The sequence below is a fragment of the Psychrosphaera ytuae genome (assembly GCF_017638545.1).
GTDB lineage: Bacteria > Pseudomonadota > Gammaproteobacteria > Enterobacterales > Alteromonadaceae > Psychrosphaera > Psychrosphaera ytuae.
Genome location: NZ_CP072110.1, coordinates 2,434,862 through 2,456,486 on the forward strand (window position 1 = coordinate 2,434,862; position 21,625 = coordinate 2,456,486).

A 21,625-nucleotide genomic window follows, 5' to 3' on the forward strand; every position below is an offset into this window, starting at 1 on the left:
TAAGAATTTATTTAGAATTTTATTAAGGATTTAATCGTGGCGTTATCATCAAAAACCAGTTTTAAAAAAGTATTACTCGCCTACTCGGGTGGCTTAGATACCTCTGCCATCATTCCATGGCTTAAAGAAACCTACGACAATTGTGAAGTTGTTGCATTTTGTGCCGATGTTGGTCAAGGCGATGAAGAGCTGATCGGAATAAAAGACAAAGCTATCGCCTCTGGTGCAAGCGACTGTATTGTCGCTGATTTAAAAGAAGAATTTGTTAAAGATTATATTTTTCCGATTTTAAAAACAGGCGCAGTCTACGAAGGGCAATATTTATTAGGCACATCCATGGCGCGACCGGTTATTGCAAAAGCCATGGTTGAAGTTGCCAAGCAAGTAGGCGCCGATGCACTGTGTCATGGTTGTACGGGCAAAGGTAATGATCAGGTACGTTTTGAGGCCTGTTTTGCTGCCTTAGCGCCAAATTTGGCGGTCATTGCACCCTGGCGTGAGTGGGACATGGTGTCTCGTGAAGATCTGTTAAATTATTTAGACCAACGCAACATTCCTTGTTCTGCTTCATTGACCAAAATCTACAGTCGGGACGCTAACGCTTGGCATATTTCTCATGAGGGAGGCGAGTTAGAAGATCCTTGGAACCCGCCTTCTGAGCAAGTTTGGACCATGACAGTCTCACCCGAGCAAGCTCCCGATGCACCAGAAACCATCTCTTTGAGTTTTGAAAAAGGTGAGCTGACTCACGTTGACGGTCAAGCTCTCTCTCCGTATCAAGCATTGGTGTATTTAAATAACAAAGCCGCAGCACATGGTGTTGGTCGAATTGATATTGTCGAAAATCGCTTAGTCGGCATGAAATCAAGAGGCTGTTATGAAACCCCGGGTGGAACTGTATTAATGGCTGCTTATAAGGGACTTGAAGCGCTTATATTAGACAAAGAGGCACTTAAATTTAGAGAGTATGTAGGTCTTGAGTTTTCGCACGTGATTTATGACGGACGTTGGTTTACCTCTCTTGCTAAAGCACAGCTTAGCGCAGCTGCTTCATTGGCTGAAAAGCTAACCGGCGATATTGTCATAAAACTGTATAAAGGCGTTGCTACGGTTGCTCAGCGTCGTTCACCAAATAGTTTGTATTCTGAGGACTTCGCAACCTTTGGTGCCGATGACGTTTATGATCAAAAACACGCAGAGGGTTTTATCAGACTCTTTACGTTGTCCAGTCGTATCGAAGCGATGCAACTCAAAGCAACTCAATCCGAGGCGGAGGCAAGCTGATGGCATTATGGGGAGGGCGGTTCCAAGGTGCCGCCAGTGAACAATTTAACGCATTTAATAATTCATTACCCATCGATTATCGGCTTGCTCAGCAAGACATCGAAGGGTCAATCGCTTGGTCTGTGGCCTTACAAACAGTAGGAGTACTCACCCAAACTGAGCAACAGACAATAGCTGATGCCCTGACTCAACTGTCTAGTAAAGTGAATCAGGATCCGAGTGCGTTGTTGCAGTCTGATGCCGAGGACATTCACAGTTGGGTAGAGATGAAATTGATTGAGGCGGTGGGTGACTTGGGCAAAAAGCTACACACAGGACGTAGTCGGAATGACCAAGTTGCGACGGATTTAAAGCTTTGGTGCAAGCAGACCATCGAGCACATACTCAGCTCGATAGAGATTGCTATTCAAGCACTTTTGGTCGTTGCAGAACGCGAATACGCAACAGTATTACCAGGTTATACCCATTTACAACGAGCCCAGCCTGTTACATTTGGGCATTGGTGTATGGCTTATGTCGAAATGCTCGAACGTGACGCCAGTCGCCTTAAAGATTGCCAAAAACGGTTGAATACTTGTCCGTTGGGTTGCGGGGCATTAGCGGGAACGGCCTACCTAATGGATCGGACAGCGCTTGCCCAATCATTGGGATTTGACAGTCCTGCGCTTAATAGCTTGGATGCCGTATCTGACCGTGACCACGTTATTGAGATGGCTTCGGCAGCTAGCATTGGTATGGCTCATTTATCGAGAATGGCAGAGGACCTCATTTTTTATAACTCGGGTGAAGCTGGGTTTATTGAAATGAGTGACACTGTAACCTCGGGCTCTTCTTTGATGCCGCAAAAGAAAAACCCAGACGCTTGCGAACTCATCAGAGGCAAATCGGCTCGCGTGTTTGGCGCATTGACAACACTGCTCACCATGATGAAAGGTCTGCCTCTGGCTTACAACAAAGATATGCAAGAAGATAAAGAGGCTATCTTTGATGCGATGGACACTTGGATTGCATGTTTGGATATGACGACCTTGGTTATAGAAGGCATAAAAGTGCATGCGTCGAAAACCAAACTCGCTGCGCAACAAGGTTACAGCAATGCAACTGAACTGGCTGATTATCTGGTCGCCAAAGGCGTTCCCTTTAGAGAGGCGCATCATATTGTTGGCCAAGCGGTCTTACAGGCGATTGAACACAGCTTACCGTTAGAGTCGTTGTCTTTGAATGAGTTTAAGGCGTTACATCCAGCTATCGAGGACGATGTTTATCAGAGTTTATCGTTAGAAGCGTCACTTAATATTCGCAATAATTTAGGCGGTGCCGCTCCAGCTCAAGTTAAACAGGCGGTTGCCGCAAAGTGGCAATCACATCTGCCCAGTAAAAAAGGCGACTAGCCATGACTTACTCAGTTAGACAAGTACTGGAACAGACCCCTGTAAACCAAGTGAGTCCGGACTCACAATTGTCCAAACAGTTGTCAACACATGCGCCTGAGGATTACGTTAGGTGGTTTCGAAATGCTGCGCCTTATATCAACAGTCACCAAGGCAAAACCATGGTTCTCATGTTTGGCGGCGAAGCCGTAGACCATGACAATTTTATAAACATTGTCCATGATATTGCTCTGCTGAGTAGTTTAGGTATCCGGTTGGTTATTGTTCATGGTGCGCGTCCTCAAATCGCTAGTCGTATCAACGATGTAGGCTTTAACAGCACAATTAGCCGAGGCTTGAGAGTAACTGATAAAGCGGCGTTAAAAGAAGTAACTGCCGCCTGTGGGGCGTTGCGTATTCAAATTGAAGCCATGTTGACAACCGGTCTAATCAATTCACCGATGCACGGGGCTCGCCTACGGGTTCAATCGGGTAATTATGTCATAGCCAAACCTATGGGCGTGGTCAATGGCGTTGACTTTCAACACACAGGTATCGTTCGGCGGATTGACGCTGAGGGAATTAATGCCTCTTTGGCTGCGGGAAATATCGTCTTGTTATCACCAGTTGGTTATTCAACAACTGGAGAAGTATTTAACATCGCCTTAGAGGATATCGCTGTACAAACTGCAGTATCACTTGGTGCAGATAAACTGATTGGTTTTTCTGAGCAACAAGGGGTCATGGATACACAGGGCAACCTAATCAAAAGTTGCAGTAGCTTCGATCTTCGCCAACTGTTGCATGACTTTGAGCGTAACCAAAACAACGACCAGCACGATGAATCAACGGAGCTTTTGTACCGTGCGATTGTTCAGGCATCAGAGCAAGGCGTTCCTCGATGCCATTGTGTGTCCTATCAACAAGAAACAGCATTATTACAAGAATTATTTACACGCGATGGTTCAGGGACGCTCATCGCGAAACAACACGATGAGCAGTTTGTACAGGCTAGTATCGATGATGTTGGTGGCATCTTAGAACTCATTCAGCCTCTTGAGCAGAGTGGTGTGTTGGTGCGTCGTTCTCGCAAACGGCTCGAAACCGAAATCGAAACATTCTCTTTAATCAAAAAAGAGGGTGTGATCATTGCCTGTGCCGCTTTGTTACCCTTTGATACGAGTTATATTGAAGATAACCGAAGTGCCGAACTAGCGTGTGTTGTCACTCACCCTGACTATCGCAAAGAGGGATTAGGTGAGCGTTTACTTTCTTCTATTGAAAGAAAAGCCAAAGAACAGCAGATTAACTCGTTGTTTGTTTTGACCACAGTAAGCGAACACTGGTTTAGAGAGCATGGGTTTGTCGAATCAAACGTTGATGAGCTACCACAACAAAAGCAGCAGCTTTACAATTTTCAACGCAATTCTAAGGTATTAAAAAAGGACTTATAAAAAGTCCTTTTGTTTAATCGCGATCGGTACGTTTGTGTTCGGCCTCGATAAATTCTCCCTCGAGTACCTTAGGCTTTTCTTCATCTTTCTGTGTTGGCTGTGGCTCATGATCATAGGTGTTGCCCTGATTGTGACTGTTATAGCTACCACCAAAGCCACTATTAAAACCGCCGCCGAAGCCAGCGCCAAAACCACCGTTCATGTGTGACGCCCCGCGCACTTGAATACGGCTGCCAAACTGCTTGTACACCGATGCTCTAAATGGCGGAGTAAGTAATAACATACCTAATATGTCTGTCATAAAGCCAGGGGTGATAAGTAACACGCCCGAAATAAGAATACACACGCCATCAAACATCGCTTTTGCCGGAACACTACCTTGGTTCAATTCTGACTGGATTTTACTCCACGTCGTTGTTCCTTGCTGTTTGACTAACTTTGTACCGACGATGGCGGTGGCTATGATGATCAAAAACGTCCATCCACTACCAATAATACTGCCCACCTCTAACAAGATCATAAGCTCGACAAGTGGAATAATAATGAAAAAGAAAAATAAAGGCATAATGTTCCTAAACCAAAATCAATACATACTAAGTATGGGATAATATCAGAACTTTCAAGTAGACCTTTGGTTAACGTCCTAATCAGCTTGCGCTATGATGGAGTATCAGGTTGATTTTATATTTAAATTTATTGTCGGAAAAAGAGAGTAAACGTTGAAAGAAGGCAAAATTGTATTAACTACATGTCCAGATATTGCAGTGGCACATGACATCGCTGAAAAACTTCTCGAGGCAAACCTTGTCGCTTGCGTGAACTTAATTCCGCAAATGGTGTCCTTGTATCGATGGCAAGGAAAAATAGAACAAGATCAAGAGGTTCAATTAATTATTAAAACCGTTGAAAGAAATATCGCCGCGGTCGAGTCTCTTATAACATCAGCTCACCCTTATGACGTGCCAGAATTTCTGGTTGTTGACATTGAGTCGGGCAGCAAAGCTTACTTAGAATGGCTTCATAACGAAACCAATCTTAATGTAAAAACTGAATTGAAAGACTAAAAGGTAGTATTTAATGCGATTAGAAGGTCAAAACCGCTCAGCGTGGACAACATGGTTCACATTTGCCTGGGTATTTATGTTTGCGATTATGCTTGCTCCGACGAGCCAAGCGATGACTGCGCAGGCAACAAGCAAAAGCGATCCACTGGCGGATATATTTTCATCTCAACAGACTTACCTTCCAGTCGATGAGGCCTTCATCTTTGGTTATAAGCAAAAAGGCGACAAGATTGAGCTGGATTTCACTATTGCTGATGGGTACTACCTTTATGCAGATAAGTTTCAGTTTCAGGGTGAAAATCTGACTGTTGTTAATGTGGAGCAGCCGGATGCTACTCAAATCGAAGATGAATTTTTTGGCGTAACCGAGGTCTATTTCTTTGAATCTCAATTGACGGTAACGGTCGAAAACGTCGAACAAAGTGCCTTTTTAAACATAAGATATCAAGGTTGTGCCGAGGCTGGTTTTTGTTACAACCCGACGGTCAAACGTATTCCGATAGACCTAGTTACGGATTCAAATACTGCGAATAAAGGTGTAACGAGTGAAGAATCGGTTACGAATCCAAATCAACCGCAATCTCAACAAAATGACCTTGCCAATAAATTAGCCAACGAAAGCATAATCTGGACCCTGGTGATCTTCTTTGGCTTAGGTATTGGGCTTGCGTTAACCCCGTGTGTCTTCCCTATGTTCCCAATTTTATCGAGCATTATTGCCGGACAAAGCAATATGACGGTTAAAAAGGGTCTTTGGCTGGCCTTTATTTATGTCCAAGGTATGGCTATTACTTACTCCATCATGGGCTTAATCGTTGCCAGTATGGGCGTGCAGTTCCAGGCGGCGATGCAACATCCTGCTGTATTAATTTCCGTAGCTGTGATCTTTGTCTTACTAGCCGGTGCCATGTTTGGTTGGTACAACCTACAACTTCCACAATCTTGGACCAATAAGCTAACCGAAGTCAGTAACAAACAAAAATCCGGAAACTTAGTTGGCGTTTTTGTAATGGGCCTTATAAGTGGATTAATTGCATCACCTTGTACGACAGCACCGTTAACGGGGGCGTTATTGTACGTTGCTCAAACCGGTGATTTAGTGATTGGCTTTGTGACGCTTTATGTATTGAGCTTAGGTATGGGTTTACCTCTTCTATTGATTGGCGCTTCAGGTGGTAAATTGTTACCAAAAGCGGGCAACTGGATGAATGTGGTCAAAAACCTATTTGGCTTTATCTTGTTGGCCATTCCATTGATCTTATTAGAGCGCATTATCGAGTCATCAACACTGTTCATGTTGGCAGGTGTTTGGTTACTGGCGTTTGCGGTGTTTTTACATTCTCAATACTTATCTCAAACTTCCCCAGGCGTTAAAAGTAGCTTTTGGGTAGCGTCGTTTGTTAGCTTGGCACTGGGCTTTTTGTTAGTTGCTCGCCCATTATTACCCAATGTAGGCGTAGCAACACAGGTTCAAGCATCAAAAGGCACCGAGTTTAAAGTGATTGAAAACTTAGCTGAGCTTCGTCAAGAAGTCGCTGCGGCGAGCCAAGCAGGTAAACCAGTGATGTTTGACCTGTACGCTGATTGGTGTCTTGCTTGTAAAGAGTTTGAAGCCTTTACGTTTAGCGATGGCAAAGTACAAGAGCGCATGCGTGATTTTGTACTGTTAAAAATGGACATGACCGAAAACGACGAAGACGACCGCGAGATTTACAGCGAGTTTAACGTTTTGGGATTACCTACTATTTTGTACTTTGACAAAAACGGCGCTGAACTGACCAATCAGAGAGTCACTGGCTTTATGAACGCCGAACGCTTTTTAAATCACTTAAATAGTATTGATTAAGTTAATTAGGTTACACGTAGCTTAATCGTGCCTTAACGGTACTTCTGCACTATAAAGCGCTATCCATGGATAGCGCTTTTTTGTCTTAACGCCCTTCAAAAATGAGCATTGCCTCTTGCTAACTTCGGTCATTAGACCAGTATTTTGCTGTTAATTGTGTTTATTTCTCTATAATGGCTTTTAATCTTCGAAAAGATGGTGTTTTATATACAAAACTATCTATAAATCACCTGTTTTTCGGAAAGTATAAGAGATGAGTAAAGAAGGCGACAAGATGTCAGCAATTGGTACTGTTTTAGTGTTAAATGGACCTAACTTGAATTTGTTAGGGCGACGTGAACCAGAGGTTTATGGCTCATTAACGCTTGATCAAATAGTGGCCGATTTAACATCCACTGCCAGCGCGCAAAATGTCAGCGTACAGCACTTTCAATCAAATCACGAAGGTGAATTGATTGACGCGATTCATGCTGCACAAGACAAGGTGGACTTTATTGTCATTAACCCAGCCGCTTTTACTCATACGAGCATCGCTTTACGCGATGCTTTGTTAGGAGTAGCAATCCCGTTTATCGAAGTGCATTTGTCTAATGTACATGCTCGAGAGACGTTTAGGCATCACTCCTACTTATCAGACATAGCAGTTGGGGTCATTTGTGGATTAGGTGCAAGCGGATATCGCTACGCACTTGAACAGGCAATGACCGCAATCGCGAACAAACAATAAAGTGATTGAATAAACACATTCAAAGATTAATAGGTGATAAACATGGACATTCGTAAAATTAGAACATTGATCGACATGGTGAAAGAGTCAGGTGTCGGTGAAATCGAGATCACTCAAGGTGATGAGTCAATTCGTATTTCTGGTGCGCCAGTAGCAGCGCCAGCGCCTGTACAGTATGCCGCACCTCAACCAGCACCAGCGGCACCAGTACCAGCAGCTGCACCTGCCGCAGCAACAGAAGCGCCAGCAGACTCGGCACAGCCTTCAGGTCACCAAGTTGTTTCACCAATGGTTGGTACTTTCTACCGTGCATCTTCGCCTTCAAACCCTCCGTTTGTTGAAGTGGGTCAAACCGTTAAAGTTGGCGATGTATTGTGTATTGTTGAAGCAATGAAAATGATGAACCAAATCGAGTCAGACAAAGCGGGTGTGGTTAAAGCAATCCTAGTAGACAACGAAGAAGCAGTCGAATTTGAACAACCGTTATTCATCATTGAATAATAGGGGATTGTTATGATTGATAAAGTAGTCATCGCCAACCGCGGTGAAATCGCTTTACGTATTTTGCGCGCTTGTAAAGAGTTAGGCATCAAGACGGTAGCGGTTCACTCCACTGCGGATAGAAACTTAAAACACGTGTTACTTGCAGACGAAACCATTTGTATTGGTAAAGCGTCGGCAATGGACAGTTATCTTAATATTCCTCGAATCATTGCAGCTGCAGAAGTTACTGACGCCGTAGCGATTCACCCAGGTTATGGATTTTTGGCAGAAAACGCTGACTTTGCAGACCAAGTAGAACAAAGCGGCCTGATCTTCATCGGTCCAAGAGGCGATACAATTCGCTTGATGGGTGACAAAGTGTCCGCTATCGAAGCAATGAAAAAAGCCGGTGTTCCTTGTGTTCCTGGTTCTGATGGTGAGCTAGGTGACGATGCTGACACCAACAAATCGATTGCTCGTCGTATTGGTTACCCACTGATCGTGAAAGCGGCTGGTGGCGGTGGTGGCCGTGGTATGCGCGTGGTACGTCGCGAAGAAGATCTTATTGACTCGATCCAGATGACCAAAGCGGAAGCCGGCGCCGCGTTTAACAACGATATGGTTTACATGGAAAAGTTCTTAGAGAATCCACGCCATATCGAAGTACAAGTTTTGGCCGATGGCCAGGGCAATGCAATTCACCTTGGTGAACGTGACTGTTCAATGCAGCGTCGTCACCAAAAAGTAGTAGAAGAAGCGCCAGCGCCAGGTATTACACCAGAGTTACGTAAATACATTGGTGATCGCTGTGTTCGAGCTTGTATCGAAATTGGTTATCGCGGTGCAGGTACGTTTGAGTTTTTATACGAAAACGGCGAGTTTTATTTCATCGAGATGAACACTCGTATTCAGGTTGAACACCCAGTAACAGAAATGGTGACAGGCGTAGATTTGATCAAAGAGCAATTACGTATTGCTGCAGGTCAGCCATTGTCTCTAACGCAAGAAGATATTCAAATTCGCGGTCATGCTGTTGAGTGTCGAATTAACGCGGAAGACCCGCAGACGTTTATTCCTTGTGCGGGTCAGATTAAGCGTTTTCATTCGCCGGGTGGTTTGGGTGTTCGTTGGGACTCTCATATCTACACTGATTATAAAGTACCACCTAACTATGATTCGATGATTGGTAAGCTGATCACTTACGGTGAAAACCGCGGTATCGCGATTAAGCGTATGGAGCACGCATTAAACGAGTTGCTTATTGAAGGCATCAAAACAAATGTGCCGTTGCAGCAACTAATTATGGACGATGAGCATTTCCAAAATGGTGGAACTAACATCCACTATCTTGAGAAAAAACTGGGTATGAACTAACCCTCATAAACAGTAGGTCCAATCGAACAGTCGTTAAATTGGACAACATTTAAAAAATCACATTTAAAAGCCGGACACGATTTATTACGTGGCCGGTTTTTTGTTTTTGAGAGGGTAGTTAATTTAGCTTTGAGGCTTCCGCATCTGAGTGTTTTTTGAACTATACTATAAGAGATTTGCGTATAGATTTTATTGACGATTACGCGGAGTAACTACCATGACTTTAATCGGCACACCTGTGCCCGTGACTGCTGGTGTTGAGCAGACTAGAGTGAGCAAAGCGACGTCTACCAGACCAGACGCGGCTCAGGTTATTGATCGTGAAACAAAAACACCTACCGCTTCAGCGATTAACCGTTCGCGCGAACCTAGCCAACAGCAACAACAAGTCATCGAACAACCCAACCCTGATATTCCGAAAGAGCAGATCCGAGTGTCTGTCACCACAGGTGAAATCAATATAAAAGGTAATTTAACGCCAGCAAAGGCGGCTGAGATATATGCAAAAATTGCAAAGCTTTTGTGAAGAGGAATGCATTGAAAGAAAACAAGTAACTGCATACTTCTACTTGTTTTAACACTAGATAACTAGGTGAAGGTTATGGACGAGTACCTACTGGACGGTTTTCAATTCGACCTAAATCTTCCAAGTCTCCACGAAATAGGTCTTTCAAACCAGCAATCACTAGTTCTTCTAAAAACCACATAATAGGGTACACGAATAGACCACCTGCAACATGCTGAGTTTGTTTAGTATTTAATACTTTCATAATAGTTTCCTTAGGCTATAGCCTGTTAGTTAAGTGATTGCTATGCAATCGGTTTTTCTAGCGTTCCGTTCAAGTCTGCTAGGTTGGGTGCCTGATCTATTGATTAGGCAGTTGGTTTGTCACATACATAACAACAAAGATACATAAGTGCACAAATCCGGCGTTGAGCATACTTAGCTTTAAACTGCGATGTTTAAAGTAGATATGAAACAAATAAATTGATAAGACAAAATGAGCCATAGGGTCTAACAACCGCAGTGGTAAATAGGTCATGGACAAATATGCTGAAGCTAATGCTGCAATCCACACGGGAAGGCTCATTACTTCGAATATGTCGACAAGGACAGCACGTAATATCCACTCTTGCACTAGAGGTAAAATGGCTACGACATAGATGAAGATATAAAGCGTGCTATATGCGTTATTGATCAAATACTCGCTGTCATAACCAACCCAAGAGCTTTTTGGGGAATGACTCAAAACCAGGCTTACAAAGGCGACGGCGATGCCCCAACAAAACGTAACTTGCCAAGTGTTTTTCCGAACTACATTTTTACTTATCTGCTTTTCCATAAAACTGATCCTTAGTACTAATGAGTATTGTGTATACTGTTCTTTAACCGCTTAGGTGGTTAGTTAAGTGCAGCGCTTTTGCTGTGGTTAATTGGCTAGTTTGTTCGTTCCGTTCAAAGTCTGTGCAAACTAGCCACTCACTTACTTTTTTGAATCGACTTTTTTGAGCAGTTCAAGCAGTGTCATTAATCCTTTATACCCATGAAAACCAGGTAGGTGAAATGCCAGCTTATTTTGACTTTTTATATAATTTGATAATTCATCTAGCTGTAAAAAAGAAAAACGTACTCCATCATCAAAGCTCTCGAAAACATAAGATTCGGTAACGGGTACAAAATAACAACGGATGTGATTGTTAATGAAAATGGTTGTGTGAACTGAGCTATCTAACTTATTAAATAACCAAGAGGTTAACTCTCTGTATTTTTCTGCAAGTGATTCTAGATTATTCACTCCTTTGTGCTCGATAACCGCACTGACGGTGTCGCGAATACTCTGATTGGCCAACGCTTCTGAAAAAATAAAACGACGCCCGGCTTTAATAGTACATATAATTCGCTGCGAGTTAGTAGTGTGTGGGGAGCGAACAAATTCACTTACTGTTTTCATCAGTCTTGTTTGGCGGGTGTTATTCATCGAACGATTCGATTCCATGAAAGACATTAGCTCATTGACTAGCAAGTGAACTCTTTGTTCATTGGAGTAAACAGGTGAAGATAGTTTTTGAACCGTTGCATGTAGTAGCTTGAGTAAAAAGTTTCTTTCTGCAGGTAAGGTAGCAAAGTTTGTAATTTCACTATCTAAACCTATGAACTCAAAGACATAGCGTTCCAGGTATTGATTGTATTTGTCATTGAAAAACTGCAACAGGCACTGAGTGTCAATATTCGTCTTATTAAAAGAATTGTAATAACAGGCCCACTTTATAAACACCGATGCGATTTCATTGTGTTCTTGATGTAGTGTATCAGGTGTAGAGCTAGTTCGAGAGATATCGACACCAGCTTCAATTAATCTTGCCCATTGCCCGTCAATCGTTAAGCTCTCTGGTGATATCGAGCCCAAACTAATACCATGAACATAACAGTAACTGCATTGTCGAGCGCAATTATCTAGACTGCGAGTTATGAACTGACTGAAGCTATGCTCCGATTTAAATGCATTATTCAATTCTCGGTATGCTTCTCTAATTCTGAACGTTTCTAGTCGTTGGTCTGCCGGCGAGAGATCACCATATGAAATAGAATTGATGAATTTGGCTGGTGATATAACGGTATTCGTTATGCTAATAGCGTGCTCGTTAGGGGCCGTTGTTTTAGATTCACCGACAGTTAATGGTGAGGATAGATGCTGAACCGACTTGACCTCAACTGTGCCAATAGGTAATACCTGATTAAAGGCATGCGAAATAATGGCGTTACAAGTAGCGTCAATGAGAGACAATTTAGTTTTGCGCAATGGTGTCGCGGTAGTTTTGGTTTTGCCGTTTTTAGCGTCTAGCTTGTTGTTTTGTAACTCGCCAAAAGGCATTGATAAATCGTTGAGTGCGATGCGACCAGGTTGTGATGATGGAAGTGAATTCATTGCTGGCTTGTCCTTGTTTGTTAATCACCGATACCGCACAGGTGCTTGTTTTTATTGTCGATGATTTAAATTTAGACAAGCCAGCTAAAATATCAGCTGAACTTGGGTATAGTTTCTGCGACATTCATTTTGCGAAGTGCCAAAGCCTCTTCTTGCTGAATTTGTTTGATGAGCTCGACTTTGTTTTTTACGTTAAGTTTTTGATAAATATTACCGGAGTGAAACTTAACGGTTCTGACACAGATAAATAATTTGTCGGCTATCTCCTTTTGGCTCTCACCACAAATTATATGTTGATAGACTTGAAATTCCCTTTTTGACAAAAGGTGTTCATTTGATATTGACATAAAAATCCCTCTTCTTGTTTTTGCTGGGCTGTAGTGTGTCTAGCTCTAATACCTGTGTAGCTTGCACTACAGAGCTAGGTCGGTGCGTGATTGCAATAATGGTCAAATTCAATGCACGCAAATTAGTGTAAATTTGAGATTCTGTTTGTTGATCGAGTTGTGATGTCGCTTCATCGAGTAATAACCAACTAGGTTGGTTGTACAAAGCACGAGCGAGTTTAATTCGCTGTAATTCACCGCCCGAGAGAGTAGTACCGCTCTCTCCGATTAGAGTGTGATACCGCATTGGCAAAGACTCAATCAATGAGTCGATACAACAGACAGAGCAGACTTGCTTGATACGCTCTAGATTAGGTTGGTCACTAAACCCAGATACATTCTCGATAATGGATCCTGCCAATAATGCATCCTGTTGCGATATAACTGCGATGTGGCTTCTCAATGCAGAAATTTGGTCTGGCGCTAGTGTTTTGTCATTGGCAATAAACTCGCCACTCGTAGGAATTTGCAGTCCTAATATCAGGTTACACAAAGTTGATTTACCAGTGCCCGATTTGCCTTTGACTAAAACAAAATCACCTCGATTAACAGTTAGGTTTAGTTTTTTAAACAACCAAGGACTGTGATTAGTATACCTAAAGGCTAAGTCTTTAATGGTTAAGCAGTTGAGCTTTGATATAGGGCTTTGCACTTTTTGTTCTGCTTGGGTAGCCATAACGTCATTGATACGCTCCACATGTAGCTCTAACATTCGCAGCTCAAACACATTGTCGAGCAAGGTATTAAGGCGTGTATTTAGTTGTATTTTGTAGGCGATAAATGCGGTCAACATACCAATTGTGAACGGGTCTACAGAAGCGGTCATGACAATGTACGCACCCGCAGAAACAACCAAAATGTTGTCTAATCCAGCCGCAATTGCTGTGCCTTGCTGCATGCTGATCCGCTGTTTCGTCAGAGTAATCCGCTTGTTAAACAAGTGAGTGATTTTGTCTAACCAGGCCAGATTACGAACTGTTTCCAGTTGACCAAGTTTAATTGATTGAATGGCCTGAACACTTTCTAAAAAGTGGCCAGAGCTCAACGCATTAGCGTCAATTACTGCGTCGGTACTGTGTTTTACTTTTGTGTAGTAATAAGTGCGAACAGCAATAGTAATAAGAGTACTGACCAATACGATAAACGTTAACGTCGGACTGTAAATAAACAAAATCACAAAAATGACAAGCGACATTACTCCATCAATAAGAGCCTCGACGACTTTGCTACTCAATAAAAAGCGGATTTGTTCGATGGACTCAAATCGCGTTTGAATGTCTGCTGGCTGGCGCTTCTTAAAGTAATCTAATGGCAGGGTTAATAAATGTTTGAATGTTTTAGTAAATAAGTTTGTGCCTATTTCTGTACCTATAAATAGAGTTAGGTGACTGCGTAGGGTAGAGCTGTAAATAAGAAACAGGCTCACGGCTGTAAAAAGGATACCTACCTGTACTAACTTAGTAACATCCTGGCTTGGAATAACATTATCGATGGTATGTTGCACAAAGAGTGGCATTACCAAGCTGAATATAAGGATTGCAAAGGATAGTAGCATTGTTGCTGAAAAAGCCCACATGGTGGTCTTGTTAATACTGATTAGGTCTCGTAGGCGGTTTTGGTTTGGCGCTTTAATTGTAGGAGTTTCTGGCGTTGTACTGACTTCTAGCGCGGCACCCGAAAAGTGCGTTTTAGCTTCGGAGAAACTGATTTTGCGAAGACCACGAGCAGGGTCATGAATTTCAATCTGGCTATCAGTTACAGAAGTTAAAACAACAAAATGATTGTTATCCCAATGAATAATACAAGGTAACGAAAGTTTATTTAATTCAGAATGGCTTAAGCCAAGTGGCAGGACCTTGTATTTGAGATCCGTAAACACATCGATAATGTGCGCTAGCGTCATTCCTTTTGCTGAGGTTGGAAACTTTTGTCTTAAATACTGCAAGCCTACAGTATTTCTATTCAGGTTCAGCAAAGTTCCAATACAGGCTAGTCCACACTCAGCTTGTTCTGATTGACGTAAATATGGTGAGTTCACTTTTAAACCTCCCACTTTATTTCAGCAGGAAGGAGTTCTGAATTATGGCTTATAGCAGTCGTTTGTTGAGATTGAAGATATAGGAAAAGAACAGCACAAAATAATATTGAAAAAAGAAACACAAAAAACAACCCCAGTTTGGGCATAGTATTTTCTGAGATTGTTCGGGTTCTGGTTTGTAGAGCAGGAGATAACTTTGTTTTGCTTTCTGGATCAGTAATATTCGAACGTCGGCTTTTACTTAAAAAAGTAGTCATCGTCATCATCCTTGATGGTTGGTTTGGATAGAATAATTGGCTCAAAAAATAGAACCGTGTCCTTCAATGAGGGAAAGTATTACCTTTTGTAACAAAATTGTAAAACTCTAAAAGATACAGTTTTTTCTATACATTTTAGAATATTAGAGCAAGAAGTGGGTTAAAAAGGTACAGCAAATAACGACTTACGTGGTTTAGAGAAGAAAAATTTTCCCTGCGCTTTCGATATAAAATTGTTCTTTTTGCTGAATTTCTGTACTTGTAGCGATTTCAGCCCATTGATAAAACACGTTGCGATGGACTCGGGCGGTTAAGCCTCTGTGTACTTCAACGTACAGTTTGGGCTCGGCATTGGGCGCTGTGCCTGTGTTGTTGATAAGAGGGTGCTGCTCACCTAGGACAACTGACTGACCTAAGTTCGTTGTCACTACGATGGCGGGGCCTTGCTCTGTGTTTTGGTGCTGCCATTCGGTGATCATAAAGGGTGCATCTTCGACCTGGATTCGGACCTTTTCTGCAGGGGTCTTGAGAAAATACTCGTTGTCTTCTTTGACTAATACTGATGCAAACAGCTTTACCAGTTTTATTCGGCCTATTGGCGAGCCCATATAAAACCATCGCCCGTCACTTTTGATCACCATGTCTAAGTCACCACAAAAAGGTGGGTTCCACTTTTCAAAGGGCGGAGATTGACTCAAATCATCGAGTTGTTGAGTAAGGGTTTGGATATCCATTTGGGTCCATTGTCTTAGAGTTTGTGCTGTTGTTAAGTATAATAATTACCTGAGTGAAGACAAACCCCAATTACGACAAGCCTAAGTTATTACTAATTATGAGAAATATAAAACGTTATCTGTTAATAACAGCAGGTATTATATCTTTGGTATTCGGTATCGTGGGCGTGGTATTGCCGCTTTTACCAACGACACCGTTTGTGCTTTTAGCGGCGGTGTGTTTTTCGCAATCTTCACCTAGGTTTCATAATTGGTTGGTCAATCACCATACTTTTGGTCCATTAATCAATGACTGGCAGCAATATGGTGCAATCAAACCACCGGCCAAACGCGCGGCTACCTTTGGCATAGTGGTAGTTGGTGGACTGTCGCTTTATTTGGTAAAGCCCCCGTACGTCGCTACAATATTAATAGTTTGTGTATTTGTCGGGGTGTTGGGCTTTATTTGGACCAGACCCTCAGGCGATAGCAGTTGTTCTGTTGATAATTAACATGGAGATAAGATGACACAGTTTCGATTTCAGGTGATGGCACCAGAAACGCGGGAGCCGATCCAGCATGTTCGGGTAGAGCCTGCGCCAGACTGGGACGACTTTAAAGAGTTTGTTGAGCAATACATCGAATCTACAGGCGCTGAAATAAAAGTGGCCGATTACGGTATGGACCGCCACCAGATTGACTATGAACTCGATGGTGAAAGGTATCTAATGCATTACGAACACTATACCCAGTCGGTCTGGATTGAGCCAAAAAAATAGCATAAAAAAAGCCCTTATTGGGCTTTTTTAGTATTTAGAGTTCGAGACGCTTATTTTGCGGTCTGATCTTTAAACGCTTTAGCTAAAAAGTTAGGTAGCGCTTGTGATGCTTTGTGCATTTCGGCGTTGTAGTACTGTAAGTCGCCTTCTGCTGCTAGTTCGGCTGCATCCGCTTCGCGGAATCCATCAAATTGACCTGATTTTTTAGCCATAGTGCCAGACCACCAACCCGATGGGTAAATCATCTGTGGGAAGTTAACGTGTTTTAAGTCACTAAAGCCAACATCTAACATTGCTTGGCGCATGTCCATTAGTAGTGGTAAGTGCAGCAGTGGAGATTCACTTTGCTGAACAAACACACCGTCTTTGCGAAGTGCGCGTAAGCAGTTAGTATAAAAAGCGTGATTAAATAAACCTTCACCAGGACCTACTGGATCTGTGCTGTCGACGATGATGATGTCAATAGACTCATCCGCTGCGTCCGCCATAAACTTGATGCCGTCATCAAATAAAATGTGAGCGCGAGGGTCGTTGTTCTTTTCACATAACTCTGGGAAGTACAACTCAGCCATTTCGGTTACGACTTTGTCGATATCGATTTGATGAACGGATTCAACCCCTTTATGACGCAACACTTCACGTAAAGTACCACAGTCTCCACCGCCGATGATCACAACGTTCTTAGGATTTGGATGACTGAAAAGCGCAGGGTGACTCATCATTTCGTGATACAAAAAGTTTTCACGGCTAGACACCATTGTACAGCCATCTAGCATCATCAAATTACCAAACTCTTCCGTCTCATACATTTCGACTAACTGGAAGTCAGATTGTTTGCTCGCTAGTTTGCGTTTGATCTTTAAACCGAATGCGGCACCGTTATTAATTTCGTTGCACCATTCGTCATTCATCAATGATGGGTTTGTGTTTTTTTGCGTGGTCACTCACGTCTCCAATTAATTAAGGTTGAATAAACCCTGTTATTTTCGTTGATAATTGCCGTTATCGCAATTTTTGTTTTTTGTTTGCGGTCGTTTATGGGCTAAAATAGCGGATCTACTGGTACTTTTGTTGGACTGTTGATCTCCTTTGTTGTCCAATGAGTTTAAGGGTACTGACTTATTTCATTCTTAAGGGTGACAATGACGAATTCGGCCGTAAATTTTGCTAAAAAAACATACAACGTAAAACGTTGGAGTGAAGGTTATGTGGATATTAATGCACAAGGTGAGCTATGTGTAAATCCACTGAAAAAAGCCGGTGCTGGTAGCATCAATTTGGCAACACTCGCAGAGCAACTAAAAGAAGAGGGACTAACCCTGCCTATTTTGGTGCGCTTTACCGATATTCTTGGTCATAGAGCCAGCTCTTTAATCAATGCCTTTGCAAATGCCAAAAAAGAGCGAGAGTACGAAGGCAAGTACACGGCCGTCTACCCGATAAAAGTAAATCAGCAATTTTCTGTTGTTGAAAAATTAGTATCACACCCATCTAACAAAGTGGGTTTAGAGGCGGGAAGTAAACCTGAGTTAATGGCAATTTTGGGTATATCAGAATCACCATTGACGATTGTTTGTAATGGATACAAAGACAGTGAGTTTTTGCGCTTAGCTTGTATTGGTCAAGCGATGGGCCACAACGTCCATATCGTTGTTGAAAAAATGACAGAAGTTGATGCATTAATCCAAGCGGCGAGTGATATTGGTGTGATGCCTACGATTGGTATTCGTATTCGTTTAAATTCAATCGGCAAAGGAAAATGGCAAAACACAGGTGGCGAAAAAGGTAAATTTGGCCTGTCTGCTAACCAAGTGTTACAAGTCATCGATAAGCTAAAAGCAGCCGACAAGCTGCAGCATCTTAACTTAGTGCATTTTCATATTGGGTCACAAATCGCCAATATTCGCGATATCCACAACGCAATTCGCGAATGTGCCCGTCACTATGCAGAGCTCAATCAAATGGGCGTACCAATCTCTATTATTGATGTTGGTGGTGGCCTAGGTGTCGATTACGAAGGGACAGGTTCAAGAAGCTCATGTTCAATGAACTACACCATGGCAGAATACGCTAAAAACGTGATTTCTCCGATTGTCGAAATTTGTGAGAAGTTTGATTTGCCGCACCCTGATATCATTACCGAATCTGGACGTGCGATGACCGCGCATCACGCTATGTTGATCACTGATGTGATTGATGTTGAAAAAGCACCTGTACCTGAGGTTGTCGAAGCTCCAAGTGAAGATTGTCCGACGATAATTCACGAGTTGTGGCGTTCGTACCAATTGATTGATGGGCGTCATGCGCTTGAGTCATTTCACGACGCCGTGCACCTATTCTCTGATGCACATCAGCAATATGTAGTAGGTTTAATTAGTTTGCAGCATTGGGCAAAGGTTGAGCAGCTGTATTTTAAAATCCTTAGCGCAGTTCGCGAAGAACTAGACCCAAGGTCACGCTCCCACCGTGAAGTTCTTGACGAAATTAATGAAAAATTAGCAGATAAGCTATTTGTTAACTTTAGCTTATTCCAATCATTACCTGATGTATGGGGTATTGAGCAGTTATTCCCGGTTATGCCGATTAAATATCTAGATCAACCTCTGGAAAACCGAGCCATTATTCAAGACATTACGTGTGACTCAGACGGTCAAATTAGACAGTATGTAGATGGTGCCGGAGTAGAAAGTACATTGCCTTTACCGCCATATACTGACAACAATGACTATCTTATCGGCATGTTTATGGTTGGTGCCTATCAAGAGATACTCGGTGATTTGCATAACCTTTTTGGTGATACAGATTCGGTTCATGTGCAATTAGATGACTCCGACCCAAGAGGGTACGTTTTTACCCAGTCATTAAAAGGTGAAAACGTGGCCGACGTACTTGCTCACGTACAATATGACTCAAACAAACTGTTAGAAAGCTATGAGCGTCAAATGGAAAGTGCCGAGCTCTCGACAGAAAAAGCACAACAATTTATAGAAGAATTACAAGCTGGGCTCACTGGTTACACCTATTTTGAAGATTAATAGAGGAAGGATGATGTTCAATCTTTTGGCGGCGGTAGGCCGCTTTATTCGCGCTACGTTTTCATTTATTTCTTACACGATTAACACCCTATTTTGGGCAACACCGATCTTCATACTGTCGGTATTTAAACTGATACCGCTTAAGGTCACTCGTAAATACATTTCAATGGCATTGGATTTTTGTGCTTCAGGTTGGGTCTCCGTTAATACAGGGATTCAGAAGTTTTTCGCTGATTATAAAATCCATGTATCGGGTGACACCAACTTATCGAAGAAAGATTGGTATTTGGTTTTGGCCAATCACCAATCATGGACGGACATTTTAATCCTGCAAAGGGTTTTTAATGGTCAGATTCCATTTTTGAAGTTCTTTTTAAAGCGAGAGCTCATCTACGTACCAGTACTTGGTTTGGCATGGTGGGCTTTGGACTTCCCCTTTATGCGCAGATACAAAAAAGAATTTTTGGCTAAACATCCTCACTTAAAAGGCAAAGACTTAGAAACCACTAAAAAAGCCTGTGAAATTTTTAAATTTAAGCCTGTGTCCGTGATGAACTTTATTGAGGGAACACGTTTTACCAAAGAAAAACACGAGCGCCAAGAGAGTCCTTACCAAGGGCTGCTAAAGCCCAAATCCGGTGGTATAGGATTTGTGTTAACTGTTATGGGAGAGCAACTACACAAAGTTGTCGATGTCACGATTTATTACCCAAACAAAATTCCTACTTTTTATAACTTTATTTCTGGTCGATTAAAAAATGTGTATTTACATGTTAACTTACATGAAATAACGAGCGACTTGTTAGGCGACTATGCCAATGACATGGAATACAAGAAACGCCTACACCAATGGGTAAACAAAGTATGGCTCGAAAAAGAACAAACTTTGTTGCGTTTGCAAAAGCAAGCCGAAGTAGCAAAATAAGGAATTCAATATGTTATCTTTTTTACCGAGTTGGCTGCTGATTTTTATCACAGTCCCTTTGTTTTTCTCTATCACCGCAATTATTGGTGGCACCATCTTTTGTTTTGGTTTGATTAAGTTCTTTTTACCAATTAAACCGATTTCGTTGGCAGTAAGTTGGATTAACAATATTTTATTTAGAGGTTGGGCATTGTGTAATCTGTTGGCCATGAACCTAACAAACCCAATTAAATGGGAGATTGATTCGGACCAGAAGTACGACAAAAAAAGCTGGTACTTGTTAATTTGTAATCACATTAGTTGGGTCGACATTATGGTTTTGACTCAAGTTGCACTGCACTCTATGCCATCTCCTAAGTTCTTTTTGAAAAATGAACTAAAGTTTGTGCCATTTGTTGGCATGGCTGCTTGGGCAATGGACATGCCGTTTATGAAGCGTTTTAGCCGTAGCTACTTAGAAAAACATCCAGAGAAAAAGGGCGAAGACATTCGCACCACGAAAAAGTCTTGTGCCAAATTTAAATATATACCGGCGACGATCATTAACTTTGTTGAAGGCACGCGTTTTACTAAAGAAAAGCAAGTGCAATCAGGTACTGACCTACAACACTTACTCCCACCTCGAGCGGGCGGTATTGCCTTTACGCTGGCAGCAATGGGGCATTTGTTTTCGGGCGTGTTAAATGTGACTTTGAACTACCCAGATAATGAAGTACCTGCGCAAGACTTATTGTTGGGTAAATTAAAGCGCGTTCAAGTTAAGATTGAAGTAATGGAAGTGAACGACGAAATCATTGGCGACTATTTTGAAGATGATTCGTTTAAGATCCGATTTCAAAATTGGCTTAACGTTGTCTGGACGGAAAAAGATAAGTTACTCGCTAAGCTGAACAACAGTTAAATAATAGCGAAACCAAAACTCAAACATGAAAAAGCCACCCTAGGGTGGCTTTTCATTTCTAC

At 42.2% G+C, this 21,625-nt stretch carries 22 protein-coding genes; 14 read left to right on the forward strand and 8 right to left on the reverse strand.

Annotated features, from left to right (window positions below):
• The first annotated feature begins 36 nt into the window (after positions 1-36).
• From J1N51_RS10885 to argA, 3 genes are read left to right on the forward strand one after another with little or no spacing between them, the layout of a single operon-like run.
• Positions 37-1,284 (forward strand): argininosuccinate synthase, encoded by a 1,248-nt coding sequence (locus J1N51_RS10885; protein ID WP_208831277.1) that lies wholly within the window; start codon positions 37-39, stop codon positions 1,282-1,284.
• The gene (argH, locus tag J1N51_RS10890) at positions 1,284-2,675 is read left to right on the forward strand and encodes an argininosuccinate lyase (protein ID WP_208831279.1); all 1,392 of its coding nucleotides are present in this window, start codon (positions 1,284-1,286) and stop codon (positions 2,673-2,675) included. Before J1N51_RS10885 ends, argH begins: the two co-directional genes overlap by 1 nt.
• A 2-nt stretch (positions 2,676-2,677) precedes the next feature.
• The gene (argA, locus tag J1N51_RS10895; protein ID WP_208831281.1) at positions 2,678-4,108 is read left to right on the forward strand and encodes an amino-acid N-acetyltransferase; all 1,431 of its coding nucleotides are present in this window, start codon (positions 2,678-2,680) and stop codon (positions 4,106-4,108) included.
• A 13-nt stretch (positions 4,109-4,121) separates the two neighbouring features.
• Here argA and J1N51_RS10900 read toward each other — a convergent pair whose 3' ends face one another.
• Positions 4,122-4,673 carry an FxsA family protein gene (locus J1N51_RS10900; protein ID WP_208831283.1) on the reverse strand — a complete coding sequence of 184 codons (552 nt, stop codon included), beginning with the start codon at positions 4,671-4,673 and terminating at the stop codon, positions 4,122-4,124.
• A 154-nt stretch (positions 4,674-4,827) separates the two neighbouring features.
• On the opposite strand from J1N51_RS10900, the gene cutA reads away from it, so the two are divergent.
• From cutA to J1N51_RS10930, 6 genes are all read left to right on the forward strand, one after another.
• Positions 4,828-5,172 carry a divalent-cation tolerance protein CutA gene (cutA, locus tag J1N51_RS10905; RefSeq protein WP_208831285.1) on the forward strand — a complete coding sequence of 115 codons (345 nt, stop codon included), beginning with the start codon at positions 4,828-4,830 and terminating at the stop codon, positions 5,170-5,172.
• Positions 5,173-5,185: 13 nt separating this feature from the next.
• Entirely contained in the window at positions 5,186-7,018 is a 1,833-nt protein-coding gene (locus J1N51_RS10910; RefSeq protein ID WP_232842790.1) for a protein-disulfide reductase DsbD, read from the forward strand.
• 274 nt (positions 7,019-7,292) lie between these two features.
• Entirely contained in the window at positions 7,293-7,745 is a 453-nt protein-coding gene (aroQ, locus tag J1N51_RS10915) for a type II 3-dehydroquinate dehydratase (RefSeq protein WP_208833407.1), read from the forward strand.
• Between the two features lie 42 nt (positions 7,746-7,787).
• The gene (accB, locus tag J1N51_RS10920) at positions 7,788-8,246 is read left to right on the forward strand and encodes an acetyl-CoA carboxylase biotin carboxyl carrier protein (protein WP_208831287.1); all 459 of its coding nucleotides are present in this window, start codon (positions 7,788-7,790) and stop codon (positions 8,244-8,246) included.
• 12 nt (positions 8,247-8,258) lie between these two features.
• Positions 8,259-9,602: an acetyl-CoA carboxylase biotin carboxylase subunit gene (gene accC, locus J1N51_RS10925; protein WP_208831289.1), complete on the forward strand. Its 1,344-nt coding sequence runs from the start codon at positions 8,259-8,261 to the stop codon at positions 9,600-9,602.
• 217 nt (positions 9,603-9,819) lie between these two features.
• On the forward strand, positions 9,820-10,128 hold the full coding sequence (locus tag J1N51_RS10930) for a hypothetical protein (protein ID WP_208831291.1): 309 nt from the start codon (positions 9,820-9,822) through the stop codon (positions 10,126-10,128).
• Between the two features lie 73 nt (positions 10,129-10,201).
• Here J1N51_RS10930 and J1N51_RS10935 read toward each other — a convergent pair whose 3' ends face one another.
• The 6 genes from J1N51_RS10935 to J1N51_RS10960 form a co-directional block, all read right to left on the reverse strand.
• On the reverse strand, positions 10,202-10,372 hold the full coding sequence (locus tag J1N51_RS10935; RefSeq protein WP_208831293.1) for a hypothetical protein: 171 nt from the start codon (positions 10,370-10,372) through the stop codon (positions 10,202-10,204).
• Positions 10,373-10,468: 96 nt separating this feature from the next.
• A complete protein-coding gene (locus J1N51_RS10940; RefSeq protein ID WP_208831295.1) occupies positions 10,469-10,945 on the reverse strand; it encodes a hypothetical protein in 477 nt (158 codons plus the stop codon).
• 141 nt (positions 10,946-11,086) lie between these two features.
• The gene (locus J1N51_RS10945) at positions 11,087-12,529 is read right to left on the reverse strand and encodes a hypothetical protein (RefSeq protein ID WP_208831297.1); all 1,443 of its coding nucleotides are present in this window, start codon (positions 12,527-12,529) and stop codon (positions 11,087-11,089) included.
• A 92-nt stretch (positions 12,530-12,621) separates the two neighbouring features.
• Positions 12,622-12,876, reverse strand: coding sequence for a response regulator transcription factor (locus tag J1N51_RS10950; RefSeq protein WP_208831299.1), 255 nt, complete (start codon positions 12,874-12,876; stop codon positions 12,622-12,624).
• A complete protein-coding gene (locus J1N51_RS10955) occupies positions 12,860-14,953 on the reverse strand; it encodes a peptidase domain-containing ABC transporter (protein ID WP_208831301.1) in 2,094 nt (697 codons plus the stop codon). The genes J1N51_RS10950 and J1N51_RS10955 overlap by 17 nt, the downstream gene beginning before the upstream one ends.
• A 451-nt stretch (positions 14,954-15,404) precedes the next feature.
• Positions 15,405-15,944, reverse strand: a complete 540-nt coding sequence (locus J1N51_RS10960; protein WP_208831303.1) for a DUF1285 domain-containing protein — start codon at positions 15,942-15,944, stop codon at positions 15,405-15,407.
• A 98-nt stretch (positions 15,945-16,042) separates the two neighbouring features.
• On the opposite strand from J1N51_RS10960, the gene J1N51_RS10965 reads away from it, so the two are divergent.
• Positions 16,043-16,435 carry a YbaN family protein gene (locus tag J1N51_RS10965; RefSeq protein ID WP_208831305.1) on the forward strand — a complete coding sequence of 131 codons (393 nt, stop codon included), beginning with the start codon at positions 16,043-16,045 and terminating at the stop codon, positions 16,433-16,435.
• Between the two features lie 12 nt (positions 16,436-16,447).
• Positions 16,448-16,702, forward strand: coding sequence for a DUF3630 family protein (locus tag J1N51_RS10970; RefSeq protein WP_208831307.1), 255 nt, complete (start codon positions 16,448-16,450; stop codon positions 16,700-16,702).
• A 50-nt stretch (positions 16,703-16,752) separates the two neighbouring features.
• Here the strand turns inward: J1N51_RS10970 and speE are convergent, their stop codons facing one another.
• Complete coding sequence (speE, locus tag J1N51_RS10975; protein ID WP_208833408.1) at positions 16,753-17,613, reverse strand: polyamine aminopropyltransferase; 861 nt, start codon at positions 17,611-17,613, stop codon at positions 16,753-16,755.
• Positions 17,614-17,844: 231 nt separating this feature from the next.
• Between speE and speA the strand changes: the two genes are divergently transcribed.
• From speA to J1N51_RS10990, 3 genes are read left to right on the forward strand one after another with little or no spacing between them, the layout of a single operon-like run.
• Positions 17,845-19,737, forward strand: a complete 1,893-nt coding sequence (gene speA, locus J1N51_RS10980) for a biosynthetic arginine decarboxylase (RefSeq protein ID WP_208831309.1) — start codon at positions 17,845-17,847, stop codon at positions 19,735-19,737.
• Between the two features lie 10 nt (positions 19,738-19,747).
• The gene (locus J1N51_RS10985; RefSeq protein ID WP_232842791.1) at positions 19,748-20,662 is read left to right on the forward strand and encodes an acyltransferase; all 915 of its coding nucleotides are present in this window, start codon (positions 19,748-19,750) and stop codon (positions 20,660-20,662) included.
• Between the two features lie 10 nt (positions 20,663-20,672).
• Positions 20,673-21,563, forward strand: coding sequence for an acyltransferase (locus tag J1N51_RS10990; protein ID WP_208831311.1), 891 nt, complete (start codon positions 20,673-20,675; stop codon positions 21,561-21,563).
• Positions 21,564-21,625 lie beyond the last annotated feature (62 nt).